Origin of the sequence: Halovenus rubra (assembly GCF_026586665.1) — an archaeon.
GTDB lineage: Archaea > Halobacteriota > Halobacteria > Halobacteriales > Haloarculaceae > Halovenus > Halovenus rubra.
In genome coordinates this window covers 37895-56118 of the sequence record NZ_JAODIY010000009.1, presented here as the reverse complement: position 1 = coordinate 56118, position 18224 = coordinate 37895, and the positions used below count along the sequence as shown (strand labels likewise).

Sequence of the window (18224 nt, the reverse complement as noted above, 5' to 3'; positions counted from 1 at the left end):
ATTCGACCGACCCACTGGCGAAGACGAAGGATTCCGAGAGCCGACGCAGAGACTGTGTACCCTCATAACGCAGGTGTTTATTACCGGGAGTCAAGTAGTGTATTGCAGATGGTTTCGTTCCCGCCAGGTGAGCCCCAGACCGTCTGTGCGATCTGTAATGCCCCTTTCAAGGCCTATTCCGTTGAGCGTACTAGTATCTACACAAACCTCGTCTGTCAGGCCTGTGACGCACGCGCAGTGACTAACCGGAAACGAGCCAGCGATGGGGAAAGAGTATCTCCAGCGTGAGTCCGACGAGCCCATCGACAGTGCCGTGGTGGCCGACGTCGGGGACAATCCTGTCTTTATCGACGGCCAGCAGTGCTGGCGACGGTACAAATTCGGTGGCTGGGTTACGCGGCTGGACGAATACGACTGTGAGTCAGTCACGGAATTCAGGCGAATGCACCGAAACGACGTTTGACGACCGACGAGCGCGAATCCGACACGGCAAACAAGACGAAATCGGCCGGCTCCCCGCTGACAACAACTACCGGGCACGGAGGAGTCGGAGCGATTTGACGTGACCAACCGTTCGACCTCGATGTTTCGATATGGCTGTCCTATACCTACCCGCAAGTCGTGCGTCTCGCGACGAAAAAACAAAAGCAAATGAGTAGTATTAAAAATCTTGGACTGAATATTTATCTGAGGTGTAATTAATGGAATTAGGACATAAGCGAACCGTAAAAGAGTTCGAAGACGATGAGATGCCATCGCTAAAGGAATCGCTGGATGACGCAGCCGGTTTCGAGGTCGAACTCGATATCGAGTGGGACACACTCATCGACGAGCGCGTCGACGAAGAACTCTGGTTCGAGGGCTGGACAAAGGTATACTTCCAGCCGACAATCGACGCTTTCGAGTCTATCTGTAGCGATGAACTGGGACAAGAAGCGCTTCAGGCGGATCTCGAATCGGTCGTGTTCAAAAACGAAGCAGGGATGACCGGTGACATCAGCTACGAAGACGGCGTCCTCACAGTTGACAAAGAACCGTGTACTAACATGAACAAGGTCGACAAACGGACAGAGTCCATCGTCTCTGTGCTCGAAAGCAGCCTCTGAGACGCCGTCTCCCGTCGAGACGAACGAGGCTGTCCCAGACTTCGCGGTCTGGTAGTACGCTCATCAAAGATCCACCGCTTTGGCTTACTGCGGCCGTGCTATCTCCTTTGAGATTCTCACTCCGTGGCAAAGATTCCGTGTTGGATCGTGGTGTTGCTGTCGCTAATTAGAACTCTCCGTTGATGATGTCCGCAACGCGCTGGCGGTCGAAGAACTGTTCCTCAGTGAACGTCTCTGGGAAAAACGACTTTGCGAATCGTTCGAGAAGGAAGAGATTGTGGAGCGGTCCCGCGTAAATCGGGCCACCTCGGAACACCTTTTCATTTTTCACCGCAGTCAGCTGGTTAGCAACGGTGTGGTTCTGCATATACGAGAGCACAGTGTCACGGAATTTCTCACGGGATTTGTCGCCGTGGCCACGGAGAAGGATCGAATCTGGATCGACATTGAGGAGCGTTTCGTAGTCGATCGTTCCTCGGTCAGAGGTTGAGAGGCCGTCGATACCTGTTCCCGAGAACGCGTCGGTGATTCCGAGCGTATGGAAGTGCTCCTTGTTCGCACCTTTTCCCGAGAGCCGGTACGGATAGAATGCTTCTGGTTCATTTTTGCCCTGCCACAGCAGCGCCGCATTCGGCCGTTTGTCGGGTCCCAACACGCGGGCCTCGATATCGGTGACGACATCGTCGTGGATAGATCGGATCGCCTCGTAACGCTCGCGTTCCTGAAACACCGTCGCGACTTTCTCGAAGGCCTCGTAGAGGGTGTAGTAGCGATAGGTATGCCAGTCGTCCGTCCGGCGGAAAATCACGTTCCCGAGGAACGGTCCGATTTCGGTCTTCAACTCCTTGATGTCCGAGCGCTCAATGTTGTCGTACTTGTTGAGCAGGAGGTTTGGGTCCATCAAGTGCAGATCGCCATCAATGTCGTAGAATATCTCCTTTGAGATGCCGTCGCTGTACAGTTGCGTCAGGTTGGAGAGATCTATTGAGACACCCTCCAACCTGTCGTAATGCCGCGTCACATAGCGGTCCTTGTACCAGACGGATTCGGCTGCATCCCCATGGCCCAGTGCGACCATCATATCGATGTAGTCAGGGTTGTATGCCGTCACCGACTCAGGTACGCTCTCAAACGTCACTTCCTCTAGGGGTTCTATTGTGACCGTGTACGGTTGGCTGTCTGTGGTGGTTTGTGTCGGCGTATCGGACGACGTTGAGTTCTCCGCCGGAGTAGACCCTGATCTGTCGTCGGAACAGCCGGCGAGGAGACTCCCTCCAACAATCGCGCCACCGCTTTTTACGATATCTCTCCGTGTCGGTATCTTGTGCGTGGTATCACCGTTCACCATATTTTTAGGCCAGCCTAAAAATATATAAATATTACTATCTTCATTGCCTGTTAGCGAGAGTCAGCTATTATTTGCGGATCCGAGTATACCCGAAATGACGTCTCTATCGAGAAGGCTTGGGACGCTCACACAGAGACGATGACGATAATCGTCGTCGAGTGTAAAGAGAGGTTCAAGCATCTTGTTTAAGAAACGTTCGAGTAAATAATAGAACGGATCAGTTTCGTAAAGAACTTTCTAGATTGGACACACCATGCCACGCTTGACTGGGTAGTGCTGGCAAAACCACACCAAGTCTATATCTATTTATATCGTAACATTTCATACACGATGAGCGATCTCACCCAAGCAGTGTTTCAGAGTCCGTAACGATCCTATTATTTTATACGTGAGACGTGGACAAATGCGTATATGAATACAACACGGGCACTGATTCTGTCGCTAACCGCGGGATTGCTCGTGGTCACGTTCTTGCTCGTCAAACCATTCTTGCAGTTTATACTCCTTGCGCTGTTGCTTGCCTATCCACTCCGACCGCTACAAAGGCGGTTCGAGCCAAAGTTCGGGAAACAGCTGACCGCCGGTGGGTTGGTGGTTTCGGCGACCATTGCACTTGTGCTACCGACACTGTGGCTTCTTCGCATCGTTTTCCGAGAAGGACGCGGGCTACTCACACAAGTGAGGAGTGGAGATGTTGAGTTTACTGAAGTAGAGCGATGGATAGAGAATGTGACGGGTGAGGAAGTAGATATAATGGAAGCCATCCAAAACGGGTTCCAAGAGTCGGGACTTGGAACCGTGGATGGTGCAGTCGGACTCTTTCAGACACTCTCGAACCTTGCCATCGGTCTCGCTCTTACGATGTTTTTGCTCTACTACTTCCTCAAAGACGGTGATCGGTTCTATCGTTGGTTGGACGCAACACTCCCACTACCAGATCATATTCAAAGTCAGATTCGTCAGGAGTTTGATGACGTGATGTGGGCAGTGCTCGCGAGTCACGTCTTGATTGCAGTTGTACAGGGGATAGTCGCTGGCTTGGGCCTGATCGTTCTTGGCGTTCCCAATGCTATTTTCTGGACAGCAGTGATGATTTTCCTTGCCGTACTCCCTATTATCGGTTCATTTCTCGTCTGGGGACCTGCCGCAGTGTACCTCGTCAGCGTCGACCAAGCAGTTGCCGGGGGAGTTCTCTTTGTTTACGGAGCTATCGTTGTGAGCCTAAGTGATGATTTCCTTCGTCCGTTAATTATCGATAGGTACACCGAAACGCGACTCAACCCGAGTGTCGTTATTCTTGGCGTTCTTGGAGGTGTTTACTTGATTGGGTTTATCGGGATTTTCTTTGGACCCGTAATAATTGGGTCACTGCGTGCTTTGATAGATGTGTACCGCAGTGAATATATCGAAGAGACCATCGATACAGAGGAGACCCCCGATGAGATGCCAGACTCAACTCCAACAAAGGACAGCCAGAGTCGTGATCAGGAAGTGCCAGAGTCAGTAAACGAGCAGTAGCGATATCGCTCCAGACTGGGTAAGCACGATTTCGTTGGGGGCCTAAACTGCGGTGGTAGCACCCGAAAGTAGAGAATTGTGTCATTAGCACACAAGTCTTTTAACAGTGCGGCAGTTACTCACAGATGATAAAAATGCCAGACTCAATGTCTGAACAACTACGGCAGGATATGGAATGTGAGGGGCTTCTCGAATGCTTTCACGGTCTCAAACAGCTAGATAGAGAAGTCTTTCGGGTAATGGTCGCTGCCGAAGCCGCGCAGACAGTCGACGAAATCGCAGAGCAAGTCGACAGAGAGCGGTCAACTGCGTATCGAGCAGTGCAACGGCTGATTCAGTCGGGGTTCATTCAGAAAGAACAGGTCAACTACGACCAAGGAGGGTACTACCACGTCTACAGACCGACTGACCCGTCCGAAATCGCCGATGACATGCAACGAATGCTAAACGACTGGTACGCGCAGATGGGACAACTCATTCAGGAGTTTGAGAGCAAATACGACGACCAAGTACAGACCGAACAGTCTGTTGAAGGGTAACTGAGTGCCGGCGTGGCACAGTAAAGACGAGTTTCTCTGGTCACGTTCTCCACTGTTGGGTTCAACGAACCGTGAGCATCCATTACAGCGTAGCAGTTTCACAATTCGAGGTATGGAGGAAACGCGTTACTCTGGCATATGTATTTCAGCTATAATAACCAATCCTGTGCCAATCGAGATAATCGAGGCAATTGCAAAAGGAGGCAGTAAGCCGGAAGCGCTATATTTTGCGTTACAGAACCAGATTGAGCTAGATGTTGTCTGTCGGTTAGCCAAACACGATTCGTCCAGTTGGACACTCTCGTTTGGAAGAAACGAATACGATATCGTTGTATCTGGCACTGGCGGCGTTCGAGTGAGAAAACCACGTACAACCGTCAGTGCGTAGCTGCCCGCTGGCTCTGAACCGCTGTTTTCCAGTCGTTGCCGTATCCAACATTTGGAACTGCCACCGGATAGTTGGAACGCTCGGATACCGACTGAAATCGATGTTCAGATCTCCGAATCAGGGAGGGCAATCTGACTGCCATCCGCAAACACGGTCGGTTCGCGCAAAATACCGTCGAGGTGAAGTGGTGCCTCAACTTCGCCACCAATTGCGTGGTTATCACCAATCGCCAGGTGGACAGTCCCACCCGCTTTCTCGTCAAGTAGGACAGACCCAACCAGTTCCGAGACTGCAATATTCGTTCCGATACCGAGTTCCGCAAGATTGTATGCAGCGTCACCAACATCCTCAGCCGCAGTTTCAATCTGGGCTCGGATCTCATCGTCGTCGATTTGTGTTATGAAGCCCTCTTCTACTTCGAACCGGACTGTCTGCTCACCAGTGAGCTCTCCGTGTGGCATCATCGTTCCGTCAACGACAACTGTGCCAGTTCCGGACTCCGGGCTGACAAATACTTCGCCTGCCGGAAGGTTTGAGAAATCGCCAGGCTGATGCACGATACCAGTGTCTTCACGCCACTCTCGCTCGCTAACGGTCATGGTGATATCGGTTCCCTGTGGAGACGTAACCCGAATCTCGTCAGCCTGTTCGACCTGTTCGAGGACCGACGCACACTCCTCACGAATGGTTTCGTAATCAGCGTTTAGCCCCATCAGGAACACGCCGTCGGTGATACCCGGAAGTGTCGCAGCTCGTGTGCCGCTGTCGGTCGCTTCCATTCGAGCGGTAGTATGACTCAGACTCTTTGTGGTCGGAGCGAGAACGACATCTGCACCGGACATCGCTTCCCCAACAGGCTCAGGCGGTTCCTCACCGTGTTGTGCCCCGACTGGGTATCGAACAATCGCTGCCTCGTCAGTGATTTCTTCAGCAACCCTGTACAGTGCTTCGCCGATTGCCTGTCGTTTCTTGTCGGTGACGACGACGAATGACTCTCCCGGGCTGAGGTCCATACACTGTTCGACTGCAGTCTTCGCAGGCGTGCGAAGCGACTGGTTGCTCATATCAAATCGATTGTGCGGTGGACTCAAAGGTGTTTTTGCATTCACTCGGTTACAAACGGTGTCGAAACTCTTCGAGTGTTGGAAATGTCAGTGTTTCTCGGGCGTCAGTATCGCGCAAGGCAGGTGCGAGCGAGCCCGCATCGCAAACAAGGGGTGACATGAAATCAGAGCTACTCATATCGTTTACTTCGACACCCCGAACAAGCCGGTTAAATGACGGGAGCATCAGCAGAGCTGCCCCCTGATATGCCTCTTGACTGGCTAAATGACACGGGAGCCGTTGTCCTTCGATACTGATTGTCGGATGATCATGTCCGATAATATATCGCTGAGCGTCCATCTCGGGCTCGACGTGTCCATGACAGACGACAGTGCCAGTACCGCTAATTTTGTACTCCTGAGTCGTCGGTCCCGACCAGACTGTATCGAGCATCGTATCGTGGTTTCCAGGGGTGACAACCAGCTCAGCGCCGAGGTCACTGACGACGCTTTGCAAGCCATCAACTGTCCGCTCAACTTGTCTGGGAATCGTATTAAACGAGTGTAGCAAGTCCCCAGCAACGATGACAGTACCGGGATTGAATTCCTGGCAGAGCTCCGACAGCCGTTGAATCATATCGCTCCCATCGCCAACCGGTAGCTCGACGTTCGATGCCGAGCCACGTCCGACGTGGAGGTCCGCAACCACGAGGACGTTGTCGAGCACGATAGCTCTCTCACGGACAGTCACTCCCGAGAGTCCCTCCATACAAGCCATCTTGCGGTGTCGAGCATTAAATCAATGACGGCAGTCAGACCACGAAGTAGAACGCTCCGAAATGAATGAACAGGAACGCGAGTAATAAAAAGAATGCAACTCGCTTTGAGACGTGCCATAGTGCCGAAAAGTCGCCAGAGAGTGAGCCACTCCGATTAGTGAGGTAAGCATCGACCAAGAGATAGCTGAGGGTTACGATAATTGAATCGACTAGGAGGATTGCGCTAACGGCCTCGAATCCAGCAAGCGCCAGCACGATTGAAAGCGGGACAATGACGAGTGCCTGTATCAATTCCCCACCTGCGACAAATCGTTCTAGGTGTTTGTACCCGGAATCGTACTGTTCATAACACTCACGGTAGCGATCGAACTCGTACGGCGAAACCCACCCAGAGTCCCCACTCAGTGCGAGATATCGGGGGAAAAGATGCGAGACAATCCGCATATCTGCTCTTGGAATCCCGACAATTTGCCTGCCGGTGACGTAGTGACCCAGTTGGTGAAAAACCGCTACAGCCCAGAGAAGGCCGATGGCGAGTGCAAATCCAGCCAGCCAGTCCAGCATAGGCTAATGAGGGGCACCGACCGTCTAATATGATTGGGTTTCGATTCGACCCAGAAAGTCCTTTGTCGTGGGGGTTGATTGTGGGTGTATGATAGACGAAACGGCCGCGGAGATTGCCGATATGCAGACCCACAGTTCCTCGGAAGTAGCTGTCAAAGCTGCACGAGCCCTTCGTTCAGTGACCGAACGTGAGTTTCCAACAGTCGACGAATACCACCGAGCACTCGACAGAAATAGCAGCGCTCTCCAGCGGGCCAACCCTTCTCACGCATCGCTACACAACACACAGTGTGAAATCGTCGAGACCGTTGCTACGAGTAACGTCGAGACAGTCACAGCGGCAAAGAACCTGACACTCGACACAATTGATGCCATTATCGAACGCATCGAAGAGAGCAAACAGGCGGCTGCGGACCGGGTTGCATCGATGATTGAGTCGACCCAAACGCTATTGACCCACGACTATTCGACAACCGTCTTGTCGGGTATTGAGGCCGCTGTCGAAGACGGCACTGAGTTAACCGTCTATGTCACTGAGTCGCGTCCCCGGTATCTGGGGCGAAAAACTGCACGCCGACTGGGTGAGTACGATGGGGTCGACACCAGACTCATAGTCGACAGCGCTGCTGGGTCGTATCTTGATGACGTTGACCACGTGTTCATTGGAATGACGTGTATTGTCGACAAGACGCTGTACAACCGTGTCGGAACCTATCCAATCGCGGCCACAGCAGCCGATGTGGCTGTCCCGGTGACAAGCGTTGGTTCAGCTGCAAAGATTATCGAGGGCGGGTTCAGGTTCGAGAATGAACAGCGAGTGACAAGCGAAGTAATGCGAGAACCACCGGAAGGATTCAAAATCGAAAACCCCGCCTATGACGCCACACCAGTCGGGTTGCTCGAAAACGTTGTCACTGATGAGGGTGTGATTATGCCCGAATCTCTTGGTGAATGAGCGTTTCCCGGGCAATGGCTTTTATTGGGGAAGACAACTGATTTTCTGTGGCGCTACTTTCGACAGGGCGATAGGACAACTGCAGATGTAGGGTGGCCCGACGGGCAACAGGACAGAGAAGAGTCCGAACAGATTGTAGGGATTTTTATTCCGGGACCGTTTTGATACTTCTGTGACAACCCTCGTCGTCTGTATCTATCGGGGTGCCAAACTCGATACTGACCCACCAGTTGTGGGTGCCGACGCTATTGAGGGACTCGTGACGACAGTGGGTATCGACGACCCAGAAGACAGCAGAGTAAACTGTCTACTTGAGGGACTTCGTGTTTCGCGTGATTTAGATGATGAGACGGTACTTGCAGTTCTCTCTGGGGACGGCGATACAGTCACGTTCAACCGTTCGATTGCCTCACAGGTCGACGAACTCGTCTCGGAATACTCGCCAGAGTCCGCTGTTGCCGTCGTCGACAGCGCCGAAGACGAACGCCTAGTCCCGATTATCGAGAGCCGCGTACCGGTCGATGCTATTGACCAAGTTGTAGTGCGCCAAGCACGCGACATTGAGTCGACGTACTACCTGCTAAAACAGTTTCTTGCAGACGAACAGTTGCGAACAACAGTACTCGTTCCACTCGGGCTGATATTGCTAGCTTTCCCTGCACTACTTGCTGTTTTCGAAAGTATCACGGTCTCTGTTGGTGCTATTGCTGCCGTACTCGGCGTATTTCTACTGTACAAGGGCCTCAATATTGATGGCCTCCTTGCCACGCTTTCGGCGAGCATCAGAGACGCGTTGTACGCCGGAAAAGTCTCTCTGGTTACGTACGTTGTCGCGGGCGGACTTGCTATGGTTGGGGTCTTTGTCGGAGCCCTTGGCGCAACATCGCTAGACCGTGCTGCCGACGGAGAACTCATCATCGTCATGCAGTTTCTCTACGATAGTATCCCGTGGATTACGGGCGCGGCGCTTATCGCCAGCAGTGGCCGTCTGCTTGATGAGATTATCCGGGACGACAACATCGGTGCAGCCTATATCAACCTCCCATTCGTCGCGGTCGCTGTCGGACTGGCGCTGCGTGGATTTGCTGCATACGTAATCCAGCGGTCAGATGTGTCCGACCCCTTCGTGGTGCCCGCGATGAATTATGGCCCAATCGAGGTCGAACAGTTCTCGCTCGCACCGGGGACGCTCCTTGCTGTGTTCATCCTTGGGAGTATTGTAGTAAGTATCGTCGGTGTCCGGGTTGCTGCGTACGTTAGCAGTGTTGGGTACAACAATATCGAGCAGAGCAGCTAAGATTGGTGCTCTTCTCGGGGAGTTTCAGACATATCGAACGCCTCGCCGCTACGTTCCGTGACTCGGACACCCTTGCTAGAGAGATGACGCATCTGCTGGCGAGCGAACTCCTCTTCGCGCGTACCACGAGTTGCAAGAACATACATGCGTGCGCGACCGGTCGGACGCATTGTCCGGCCCGCACGCTGTGTTCCTTGCCGACGAGAACCCCCGAGACCAGAGGCAACAATTGCAAGTTGGGCGCTTGGCAAGTCAATCCCTTCGTCACCGACACGTGAGACAACCAACGTGGAGACTATACCAGTTCGGAACTGCTCGAAGAATTTCTCGCGCCGCGCGTGGGGCATCTCGCCACTGATGAACGGCACGTCGAGAGCGTCGGCGTATGCCCTGCCTTGGTCGAGGTACTCGACGAAAACAAGTGCCTGCTCCTCTGGGTTTCGTGAGAGTAGCTGTTTGATTTCCTGAATCTTCGCGGGATTACTCGCTGCCCGCTGGCGTCGGTCGTGTCCGTGAGAACTGACGTACTCGTTTTGGACTTCCGGTGAGTCCCAAGGAACGTATCGGATTTCGACCTCTGGCTCAGCGACATATCCGGCATCGAACAGCGAATCCCAGTCCGTGCCGATTGGTGGGCCAATAAGCGTGTAGATATCTTTCTCACGGTCATCTTCCCGAACAGGACTTGACGAAAGGCCAAGACGGTGTTGTGTCTGTAAATCCGTACTTTGTCGGTAGATTGGGGCGCTGATGTGGTGGACCTCGTCATAAATTATGAGCCCCCACTCCCGAGTGTCAAAGAGTTGGCGGTGACGGTCCATCCCTGCGGTCCGGTATGTAGCGATTGTTACGGGCCGAACATTTTTCTCGCCCCCGTGGTATTCGCCAACCTCCTCGTCGGTGAGCGACGTGTGTGCGAGTATTTCCTCACGCCACTGTCCAGCAAGCTCTCGGCCCGGGACAAGAACCAGCGTCTCGCCCTCGACAGCGGCCAAAATGCCAAGCGCAGTTACGGTTTTCCCACTGCCTGGCGGCCCGACGAGCACCCCTGACCGGTTTTCCATGAAATTCGAGCGCCAGTCTTCCTGATACGCACGCAATTCGAGGTTGAGTTCGACTGGGAGTTCGTTGCCGCTGTCGAGGTCCCGTTCGTCACGAACGGGATACCCTGCATCGTAGAGCGTCCGCTTGACTGCGGCGACATGTTCTTCGGCAACCCAACTTTCAGTCTCCGAAATCGTCGCCCGGAGCTGTCCCTCTTCTAGCTTTTGACGGGCAACGTTCCCCATAAGGTCGTCTGTCGCTGCCTCTAGAACGACGTACCCGTCCTCGTGAGTTCGTAACGTGAATCGGTTCGCACGCCGATACTGACTTTCTAGCCACTCCTCAAGATGTGGATACCGTTCGGGCAACACGTCGTGAACTGTATCTTGTAGGTCTCCGAACGTCTCGTAGGGGGCCTGCCAGATATCTTCCTGCCGAATCTCGTACTTGTATGCGCCCGAGCCAGTCGTATCAACTAGATGAGCGAACTGCGAAAGTTGGGCACGGGTGAGCTGGGTTGGCTGATCGACAACGAGCTCGCGCCGCTCAGGGAACACAACGACACGCTCTCGGTCAGTCATCCGGGCCCAATCGCTTGGATACCAGACGACGGGGTCTGCCGATACGTCCAAACGCTCAGCGATCCCGTCTTCAACGAGCGCATCGAGTGCTGCTGTCGCATCGCTCTGATTCGTCTCGTTTTCTTGGGCATACCGGACAGCAGTCACAACAGGTCGGCCCAATTCTTCGAGCGTATCGTAGAGTAGCTCTTCTCGGTTTTCCTTCCCATTATCCGGTCCCGGGTTGGCGTCATCTGCCGAAGATGTACCCGAATCGGAGTCGCCGAGCGGTTCTTCGGGGTCGGGTTCGTCGTTTGTCACTACTGAGGCGTTTGGAATGCGAAGGGAAACGATTTGTGTCCTGTTCGATGCTCGTGTCGTCGTTTGAGTGGTCTGTCTCGGCGTGTTCCATCTTACGTGGGGTGGTTTTCAGTGCGCTTGGGTGACAAAACACCCACGTTTTTAAAGCCTGACCAGCGTAGTAACGGGTAGACCATATTGCAATGATTCGTCATGACGAGGTCTGTGTCCTTATTCCAACTTACAACGAGGCCGAGACTATCGCCGATGTTATCGAGCGATTTCGTGGCGTCGGCTTCGAGCAGATTCTCGTCATTGACGGCGGCTCGGAGGATGGGACCCGCGATATCGCCGAAGATGCGGGTGCAAGAGTCCACATTCAGACGGGAGATGGTAAAGGACAGGCAGTCAGAGAGGCAATAGATTATATCTCAAAGTCGTATGTCTTACTGGTCGATGGTGACTCGACATATCGCCCCGAAGAATCTGACCGGTTGCTTGCACCACTGTTTACCGGGGAAGCCGAGCACGTTCTTGGAAACCGCTTTGCAGACATGGAAGATGGGGCGATGACCCGGCTAAACCAGTTTGGCAACAGCGTCATCAACTCGGTGTTTCGGCTAGTTCATGGCCGTAATATGGTAGATATTCTCAGTGGGTACCGAGCATTCACCCGTGAATCATTCAGGCAGCTGTCGCTGTCTGCAGAAGGGTTTGGCATCGAGACAGAGATGTCAGTTGAGTGCGTCCGAAACAATGTTAGCACGAAAGTGGTTCCAATAACGTACGAATCTCGGCCCGAAGACTCCGAGACGAACCTGCGACCAATTAGGGACGGCGGAAACATCATCCTTACACTGTACCGCCTCGCAAAAAAGAACAACCCACTCTTTTATTTCGGAAGTGTGGGCGGTCTGAGTATCCTTACATCGGCAGTTGTGGCGATATTTGTTCTGTATCGCTATCTTGCGGTCGGCATTTCTCACGAAGTCTTTGCGCTTGCTTCGGGCGTGTTTCTTCTTTTCGGCGTGCAACTTGTCATGTTTGGCGTGCTCTCAGACCTCATTTTGACCTCAAATAGAGAGCAAAGCCAACGTATCGAGTATCTCCTCGAAGAGTTAGAGACACTTGAGAACCAGTCTACGCCACAGTCGACAGAGCCGTCTCAACCGGGCACAAAACCGCCAGAAGGCAATGATGACAACACAGTCGAAAACCCCACAGCCCCCACACAGGAACGTTCAGATGGGACAGAATAGGAACTAGAAAAGACGGAGACCCTTGCTAGAACGGAACCAGTGTCTTAAGCCGCCCGAAAAGCGAGTTTGAGAGCCGTTCGCGTTTCTCTTCGAAGATAGGATGAAGCGCGTTAAGGAGTTCCTGTTTGTGCTCGAAACGGTCTTTTTGACAGTCGGTGAGAGCTGTCTCAAATGCAATCTCGTGTCCGGCAGGGTCAACAGGGATAGATTCGTCACCATACTGTCGGGCCAATTCATCCGTCGACGTTGGGAACGAAATATCCCATGTGTCCATTGCGCCATCAACTGCGACGATACCGAACTCACCTGCATCCGATTCGTCGGTGATGTCGTTTTGTGGTGGACGCGCAGCCATTGTTATGGGTCACATCGAATTCCAGCCCGAAAAAACATGCCGACTTCGAGGCAGGGACCAAACCCGCTCTCGGGGGGTTTATCTGTCGCCCACGCGTTCGAGCAGGCATGAGCGAGGCCGACCAGTCCCAAGCCGGGCGCGAAGAAATCTGGCTCGAAAAGTACCGTCCACAGACGCTGACCGACGTTGTAGGCCAAGAGACGATTGTCGAACGCCTCCAAAGTTACGTTGACCGTGACGACCTCAGCCATATGCTCTTTGCAGGCCCTGCCGGAGTCGGGAAGACCACCAGTGCCATTGCTATCGCGCGGGAACTGTACGGAGACGACTGGGAAGAGAACTTTCTCGAACTCAATGCCTCTGACAAGCGCGGTATCGACGTTGTTCGTGACCGCGTAAAGAGCTTTGCACGCACCTCTTTTGGCGGGCACAACTACCGCATTATTTTCCTCGATGAGGCTGACGCCTTGACCTCTGACGCACAGTCCGCACTTCGCCGGACAATGGAGCAGTTCTCGAACAATGTCCGTTTTATTCTTTCGTGCAACTACTCCTCACAGATAATTGACCCAATCCAGTCGCGGTGTGCAGTCTTTCGTTTTGGTCCGCTCCCTGACAAAGCAATCAAAGCCCAAACACGAACGATTGCTGACCGTGAAGGAATCGAGATAACTGATGACGGTATTGAGGCACTCGTCTACGTCGCCGGCGGCGACATGCGCGCGGCAATCAACGGTTTACAGGCCGCCGCAGTCACAGGGTCTGCTGTTGATGAAGAGGCCGTTTTTGAGATTACGAGCACTGCACGCCCTGAAGATATCGAGGAGATGGTGACGCTTGCACTGGCAGGGGATTTCACTGCGTCGCGCACACAACTCGACCGGCTACTAACCGAAGAAGGAATCGCAGGAGGCGACATCATCGACCAGCTTCACCGTTCAGTCTGGGATTTTGACCTCAATGATGAGGCTGCTGTGAAGCTGCTCGACAGAATCGGTGAGGCCGATTACCGAATTACCGCAGGGGCAAACGAGCGGATTCAACTCGAAGCACTGCTCGCGTCGGTCGCACTTGAGGAATAACCCAGACAATTAGCCAGTAGGGCATCTAGCGACCGTGCAATACCCATAGACACCGGGTGCACTTTCGACAATTGCCGGGCGGACACGAAATCCAAACTCGGAACTATTTTACGGACAGATAGGCCACCTTACAGCAACAGATGAGCGACTTGGAGGAGGAGTACCAACTCGATTATTTCGACGAGAATGGGTTCTCCAGAAAGGAGTGTTCGAAGTGTGAGGCTGCCTTTTGGACGCGTGATGCGAGTCGAACTACGTGCGGGGAGCCACCCTGTGACACCTACGGGTTCATCGACGACCCCGGGTTTGACGAAGAGTATACCGTTGAGGAGATGCGTGAGGCGTTCCTCTCGTTTTTTGAGGAACACGATCATGAGCGTATTGACCCATATCCGGTCGCTGCCAACCGCTGGCGGGACGACGTGTTGTTGACACAGGCGTCAATTTATGACTTCCAGCCACTGGTCACGTCGGGGAAGACGCCACCGCCTGCCAACCCACTAACAATCAGCCAGCCATCTATTCGGATGCAAGACATTGATAATGTCGGCAAGACAGGCCGTCACACGATGGCTTTCGAGATGATGGCCCACCACGCGTTCAACACGCGAGAAGAGACTGATGACGAGTACGCCTACGAGGGAGAGGTGTACTGGAAAAATCAGACTGTCGAACACTGCGATACACTGCTTGAGGAGATGGGTGCAGATATTGAGGACGTAACCTATATCGAAGACCCTTGGGTCGGTGGTGGGAACGCCGGACCGGCAATCGAAGTTATCTACCGTGGACTAGAACTTGCGACGCTCGTGTTCATGTCGATGGAGCAAGACGCTGATGGTGAGTATCTCCTGAAAGACGGCAACAGGTACTCGAAGATGGATACGTACATCGTCGACACGGGCTACGGACTCGAACGCTGGACCTGGATGAGCCAGGGGACGCCAACTGTCTATGAGGCAATCTACCCCGAGATGATTTCGTTCCTCCGTGACAACGCCGGCATCGAGTACACTGACGAGGAAGAAGGAATTATCCACAACGCAGCACGGCTATCAGGCAATCTCGATATCGACGACGTCGACGACGTTGAAGCTGCCCGTGGCGACATTGCGGACGAGCTCGGTGTCGACGTGGAACGACTGCGGACACTGCTTGAACCACTGGAAGATATCTACGCAATCGCGGACCACTGCCGCACGCTGGCGTACATGTTGGGCGATGAAATCGTCCCCTCGAACGTCGGAACAGGCTATCTCGCACGGATGGTACTCCGTCGGACCAAACGGCTCGTGGATACTGTCGGCGTTGACGCGCCGCTGGACGAACTCGTTGACATGCAGGCTGAGCGCCTTGGCTACGAGAACCGAGAGACGGTACGAGACGTTGTCCGGACCGAGGTCACGCGGTATAAAGACACCCTCGAACGAGGGTCCCGCCGCGTCGAACAGCTCGCCGAGGAGTACGCAAGCGAGGGAGAACCGATACCTGAAGACGAACTCGTTGAGCTGTACGATTCACACGGCATTCAGCCAGACATGGTCGAAGAAATTGCCGGGCAACACGGAGCAACCGTGGATATTCCCGACGACTTCTACTCGCTGGTCGCCCAGCGTCACGATGAGGGGACCGAGAGCGCCGACGAAACAGCAACCGAACAAGAGAGCGAAGCGTACGCGGAACTGCCAGCGACGGATCGCCTCTACTACGAAGATCAGAGCCGTCTCAAGTTTGAGGCGATGGTTCTGGATGTCTTCGAGCAGGAAGATGGGTACAACGTTGTTCTCGACCAGACAATGTTTTATCCTGAAGGCGGTGGCCAGCCGGCAGACCACGGAACTATCTCGACGGACGAGGCAACCGCCGAAGTGGTTGATGTACAGCGGTTTGGTGATGTAATCGTCCATCGGACCGACAGTAACCCCGGGAAAGGAGAGTTCGCCCGTGGCCAAGTGGATGGAAACCGTCGCCGGCAGCATATGCGCCACCACACGGCAACCCACATTGTCGGTCACGCTGCACGGACGGTATTGGGCGAGCATATCAGACAGGCTGGCGCACAAAAAAGCACTGACAGCGCACGTCTCGATGTTTCACATTACGAATCGGTTACCGAAGAGGAAATCGCTGAAATCGAGCGGCGTGCAAACGATATCGTAATGAAAAACGCCGCTGTCGATCAAGAGTGGCTTGACCGCAACGAAGCGGAATCCGAGTTTGGCTTCGATATCTATCAGGGTGGTATCCCAGAAGGTGAACAGATACGCCTCATCCACGCTAGCGGCGATATTCAGGCCTGTGGCGGCACACACGTCTCGCGAACCGGTGAGGTCGGTGCTATCAAACTCTTGGCGACCGAGCGAATCCAAGACGGTGTTGTGAGACTTACTTTCGCGGCTGGTGAGGCAGCTATCGAGGCCACACAGCAAACGGAAGCCTTGCTCTCAAAGACTGCTGATCTCTTCGACGTGAGCCACGAGGCAGTACCGGAAACAGCAGAGCGATTTTTCACCGAGTGGAAAGACCGTGGCAAGCGTATTGAAGAGCTTAAAGAAGAACTCGCAACCGTTCGTGCGAGTGGTGGTGGAGATGGCAAAGAGGTCGACATTGCGGACACAACCGCAATTATCCAGCGCCTTGATGGAGACATGGATGAACTCCGCGCAACCGCGAACGCTCTCGTCGATGACGGCTCTATCGCGGTTATCGGTTCCGGAGAGGATGGTGCACAGTTTGTGGTTGCGGTCCCCGAAACAAGTCAGGTAGATGCAGGTCACGTCGTCGGTGAGCTTGCACAGCGTGTCGGCGGTGGTGGCGGCGGCCCAGCCGATTTTGCACAGGGTGGTGGTCCCGAAACAGACAAACTCGAAGATGCGCTTGACGCGGCACCAGATATTCTGCGGCAGGCTCTCGACGCCTGAGTTGGACGAGGTTCTTCCCGAAAGGAACTGGTTTACTCGCGCCCCTCTAAGTGTGGCTGTGCCGACGACGACAACTGATGATGGGATAGAACTGTACTACGAGACAGCCGGCTCCGGGGAGACGGTTGCATTCATCGGCGAGGCCGGCCTCGGTGGGTGGCAGTGGGGCTGGCAACACGGGGGAGTCGCCGGGCCCTACCGCTCGCTTGTCTGGGACCTCCGAGGTACCGGCCGCTCGGAGATGCCAGCTGGCCCCTACACAGTTGAGAGACTCGCTCAGGACCTCGAACGTGTCTTGGCGGATGTAGCGGTTCGGAACGCCCACCTCGTCGGTGTCGGGCTTGGCGGGATGGTTGCACTGCAGTATGCAAGAGAGTTTACCCGGGCACAGACACTGACGCTGTTCAATTCTGCCAGAAGTGGAACCGAGATTGATTGTGCTGCACTTCGTGAGCTGTATGAGCCAAAAACCAGAAGCGAGACACAGGAATCAGCTCTCGTGGGTTGGCTGTCGGCTCCCTTTCGTGAGGGGAACTCAGACCTGATTGAAAGAATCGGTTCGTGGCGGCGTGAGGGAGATGCAGACAGCGACGGCTTTGAAGCACAACTGTCGGCCATAGAGGGGTTCAACGCCGGCCCGCTGTACGAACTGACGCTCCCAGCTCTCGTCTGTCACGCCGTTGATGACCCGGTTGTCTCCGTCGAGGACGGCGAGGCACTGGCTCAAGACCTCCCGCGAGGCACGTTCGAACCTGTTGAAGGGCGCCATCTCTGTTTCATCGAACACTCCCGTGCAGTGACTGATAGGCTGTGTACGTTTTTCGACGATACAACCGAGTGAGGTGTTGGCAGGTTCGATACTGTTTTACAATCGGTAGAAGACACTGCCACTGTGAACGTTGGCAAGCTTCTTGGCTACTTGTTGCTAAGTCTCGTCGACGCTCTCCTCGCGCCAGTGTTCGTATTTGCCGGTTGCCTCCTCGTTTTGCCACCCAGAACGTACGAGGAGTTGCTGGTTTACGTGGTCGGGATTGCCGGGCTGTCGTTTGTAGGGGCGTGGATTGCAGCGTTAATCTGTGTTGTAAGAGGTGGGGACGTGTTCCCCATCACCCGCGGAACAGCAGCCATATTTGCCCGGACAGGTCGTTGGCTGTGGCCCTGATACC

17 protein-coding genes are annotated in these 18224 nt (G+C 54.1%); 11 read left to right on the top strand and 6 right to left on the bottom strand.

Annotation, left to right across the window (positions count from 1 at the left end):
• The first annotated feature begins 262 nt into the window (after positions 1–262).
• Together N5098_RS07260 and N5098_RS07255 are read left to right on the top strand one after the other, a co-directional pair.
• A complete protein-coding gene (locus N5098_RS07260) occupies positions 263–463 on the top strand; it encodes a hypothetical protein (protein ID WP_267637090.1) in 201 nt (66 codons plus the stop codon).
• Positions 464–701: 238 nt separating this feature from the next.
• The gene (locus N5098_RS07255) at positions 702–1106 is read left to right on the top strand and encodes a hypothetical protein (protein ID WP_267637089.1); all 405 of its coding nucleotides are present in this window, start codon (positions 702–704) and stop codon (positions 1104–1106) included.
• 166 nt (positions 1107–1272) lie between these two features.
• Here the strand turns inward: N5098_RS07255 and N5098_RS07250 are convergent, their stop codons facing one another.
• Positions 1273–2454 (bottom strand): ABC transporter substrate-binding protein, encoded by a 1182-nt coding sequence (locus tag N5098_RS07250; protein ID WP_267637088.1) that lies wholly within the window; start codon positions 2452–2454, stop codon positions 1273–1275.
• Between the two features lie 411 nt (positions 2455–2865).
• On the opposite strand from N5098_RS07250, the gene N5098_RS07245 reads away from it, so the two are divergent.
• Both N5098_RS07245 and N5098_RS07240 read left to right on the top strand, forming a co-directional pair.
• Positions 2866–3972 carry an AI-2E family transporter gene (locus N5098_RS07245; protein WP_267637087.1) on the top strand — a complete coding sequence of 369 codons (1107 nt, stop codon included), beginning with the start codon at positions 2866–2868 and terminating at the stop codon, positions 3970–3972.
• A gap of 134 nt (positions 3973–4106) precedes the next feature.
• On the top strand, positions 4107–4511 hold the full coding sequence (locus N5098_RS07240) for a helix-turn-helix domain-containing protein (protein WP_267637085.1): 405 nt from the start codon (positions 4107–4109) through the stop codon (positions 4509–4511).
• Positions 4512–5003: 492 nt separating this feature from the next.
• Here the strand turns inward: N5098_RS07240 and N5098_RS07235 are convergent, their stop codons facing one another.
• The 3 genes from N5098_RS07235 to N5098_RS07225 are packed head-to-tail and all read right to left on the bottom strand — an operon-like array spanning position 5004 to position 7285.
• The gene (locus N5098_RS07235) at positions 5004–5963 is read right to left on the bottom strand and encodes an aminopeptidase (protein ID WP_267637084.1); all 960 of its coding nucleotides are present in this window, start codon (positions 5961–5963) and stop codon (positions 5004–5006) included.
• A gap of 49 nt (positions 5964–6012) precedes the next feature.
• Positions 6013–6711, bottom strand: coding sequence for a metallophosphoesterase (locus tag N5098_RS07230; RefSeq protein ID WP_267637083.1), 699 nt, complete (start codon positions 6709–6711; stop codon positions 6013–6015).
• Between the two features lie 43 nt (positions 6712–6754).
• Complete coding sequence (locus tag N5098_RS07225) at positions 6755–7285, bottom strand: hypothetical protein (RefSeq protein ID WP_267637082.1); 531 nt, start codon at positions 7283–7285, stop codon at positions 6755–6757.
• 88 nt (positions 7286–7373) lie between these two features.
• On the opposite strand from N5098_RS07225, the gene N5098_RS07220 reads away from it, so the two are divergent.
• Positions 7374–8240: an eIF2B alpha/beta/delta subunit family protein gene (locus N5098_RS07220; RefSeq protein WP_267637081.1), complete on the top strand. Its 867-nt coding sequence runs from the start codon at positions 7374–7376 to the stop codon at positions 8238–8240.
• A gap of 172 nt (positions 8241–8412) precedes the next feature.
• The gene (locus N5098_RS07215; RefSeq protein WP_267637080.1) at positions 8413–9537 is read left to right on the top strand and encodes a DUF373 family protein; all 1125 of its coding nucleotides are present in this window, start codon (positions 8413–8415) and stop codon (positions 9535–9537) included.
• Here N5098_RS07215 and N5098_RS07210 read toward each other — a convergent pair.
• Positions 9534–11462, bottom strand: a complete 1929-nt coding sequence (locus N5098_RS07210) for a DEAD/DEAH box helicase family protein (RefSeq protein WP_368408001.1) — start codon at positions 11460–11462, stop codon at positions 9534–9536. The two genes, N5098_RS07215 and N5098_RS07210, sit on opposite strands and share 4 nt — an antisense overlap.
• A 182-nt stretch (positions 11463–11644) precedes the next feature.
• Here N5098_RS07210 and aglJ point away from each other — a divergent pair, with 182 nt between their 5' ends.
• Positions 11645–12700, top strand: coding sequence for an S-layer glycoprotein N-glycosyltransferase AglJ (aglJ, locus tag N5098_RS07205; RefSeq protein ID WP_267637078.1), 1056 nt, complete (start codon positions 11645–11647; stop codon positions 12698–12700).
• A gap of 25 nt (positions 12701–12725) precedes the next feature.
• Here aglJ and N5098_RS07200 read toward each other — a convergent pair whose 3' ends face one another.
• Positions 12726–13055: a DUF5789 family protein gene (locus tag N5098_RS07200; RefSeq protein ID WP_267637077.1), complete on the bottom strand. Its 330-nt coding sequence runs from the start codon at positions 13053–13055 to the stop codon at positions 12726–12728.
• 107 nt (positions 13056–13162) lie between these two features.
• On the opposite strand from N5098_RS07200, the gene N5098_RS07195 reads away from it, so the two are divergent.
• The 4 genes from N5098_RS07195 (at position 13163) to N5098_RS07180 (ending at position 18220) form a co-directional block, all read left to right on the top strand.
• On the top strand, positions 13163–14137 hold the full coding sequence (locus N5098_RS07195; protein WP_267637076.1) for a replication factor C small subunit: 975 nt from the start codon (positions 13163–13165) through the stop codon (positions 14135–14137).
• Between the two features lie 140 nt (positions 14138–14277).
• The gene (alaS, locus tag N5098_RS07190) at positions 14278–17058 is read left to right on the top strand and encodes an alanine--tRNA ligase (protein ID WP_267637075.1); all 2781 of its coding nucleotides are present in this window, start codon (positions 14278–14280) and stop codon (positions 17056–17058) included.
• Between the two features lie 58 nt (positions 17059–17116).
• Positions 17117–17899, top strand: coding sequence for an alpha/beta fold hydrolase (locus N5098_RS07185; protein ID WP_267637074.1), 783 nt, complete (start codon positions 17117–17119; stop codon positions 17897–17899).
• Between the two features lie 51 nt (positions 17900–17950).
• Entirely contained in the window at positions 17951–18220 is a 270-nt protein-coding gene (locus N5098_RS07180; protein WP_267637073.1) for a hypothetical protein, read from the top strand.
• Positions 18221–18224: the final 4 nt, after the last annotated feature.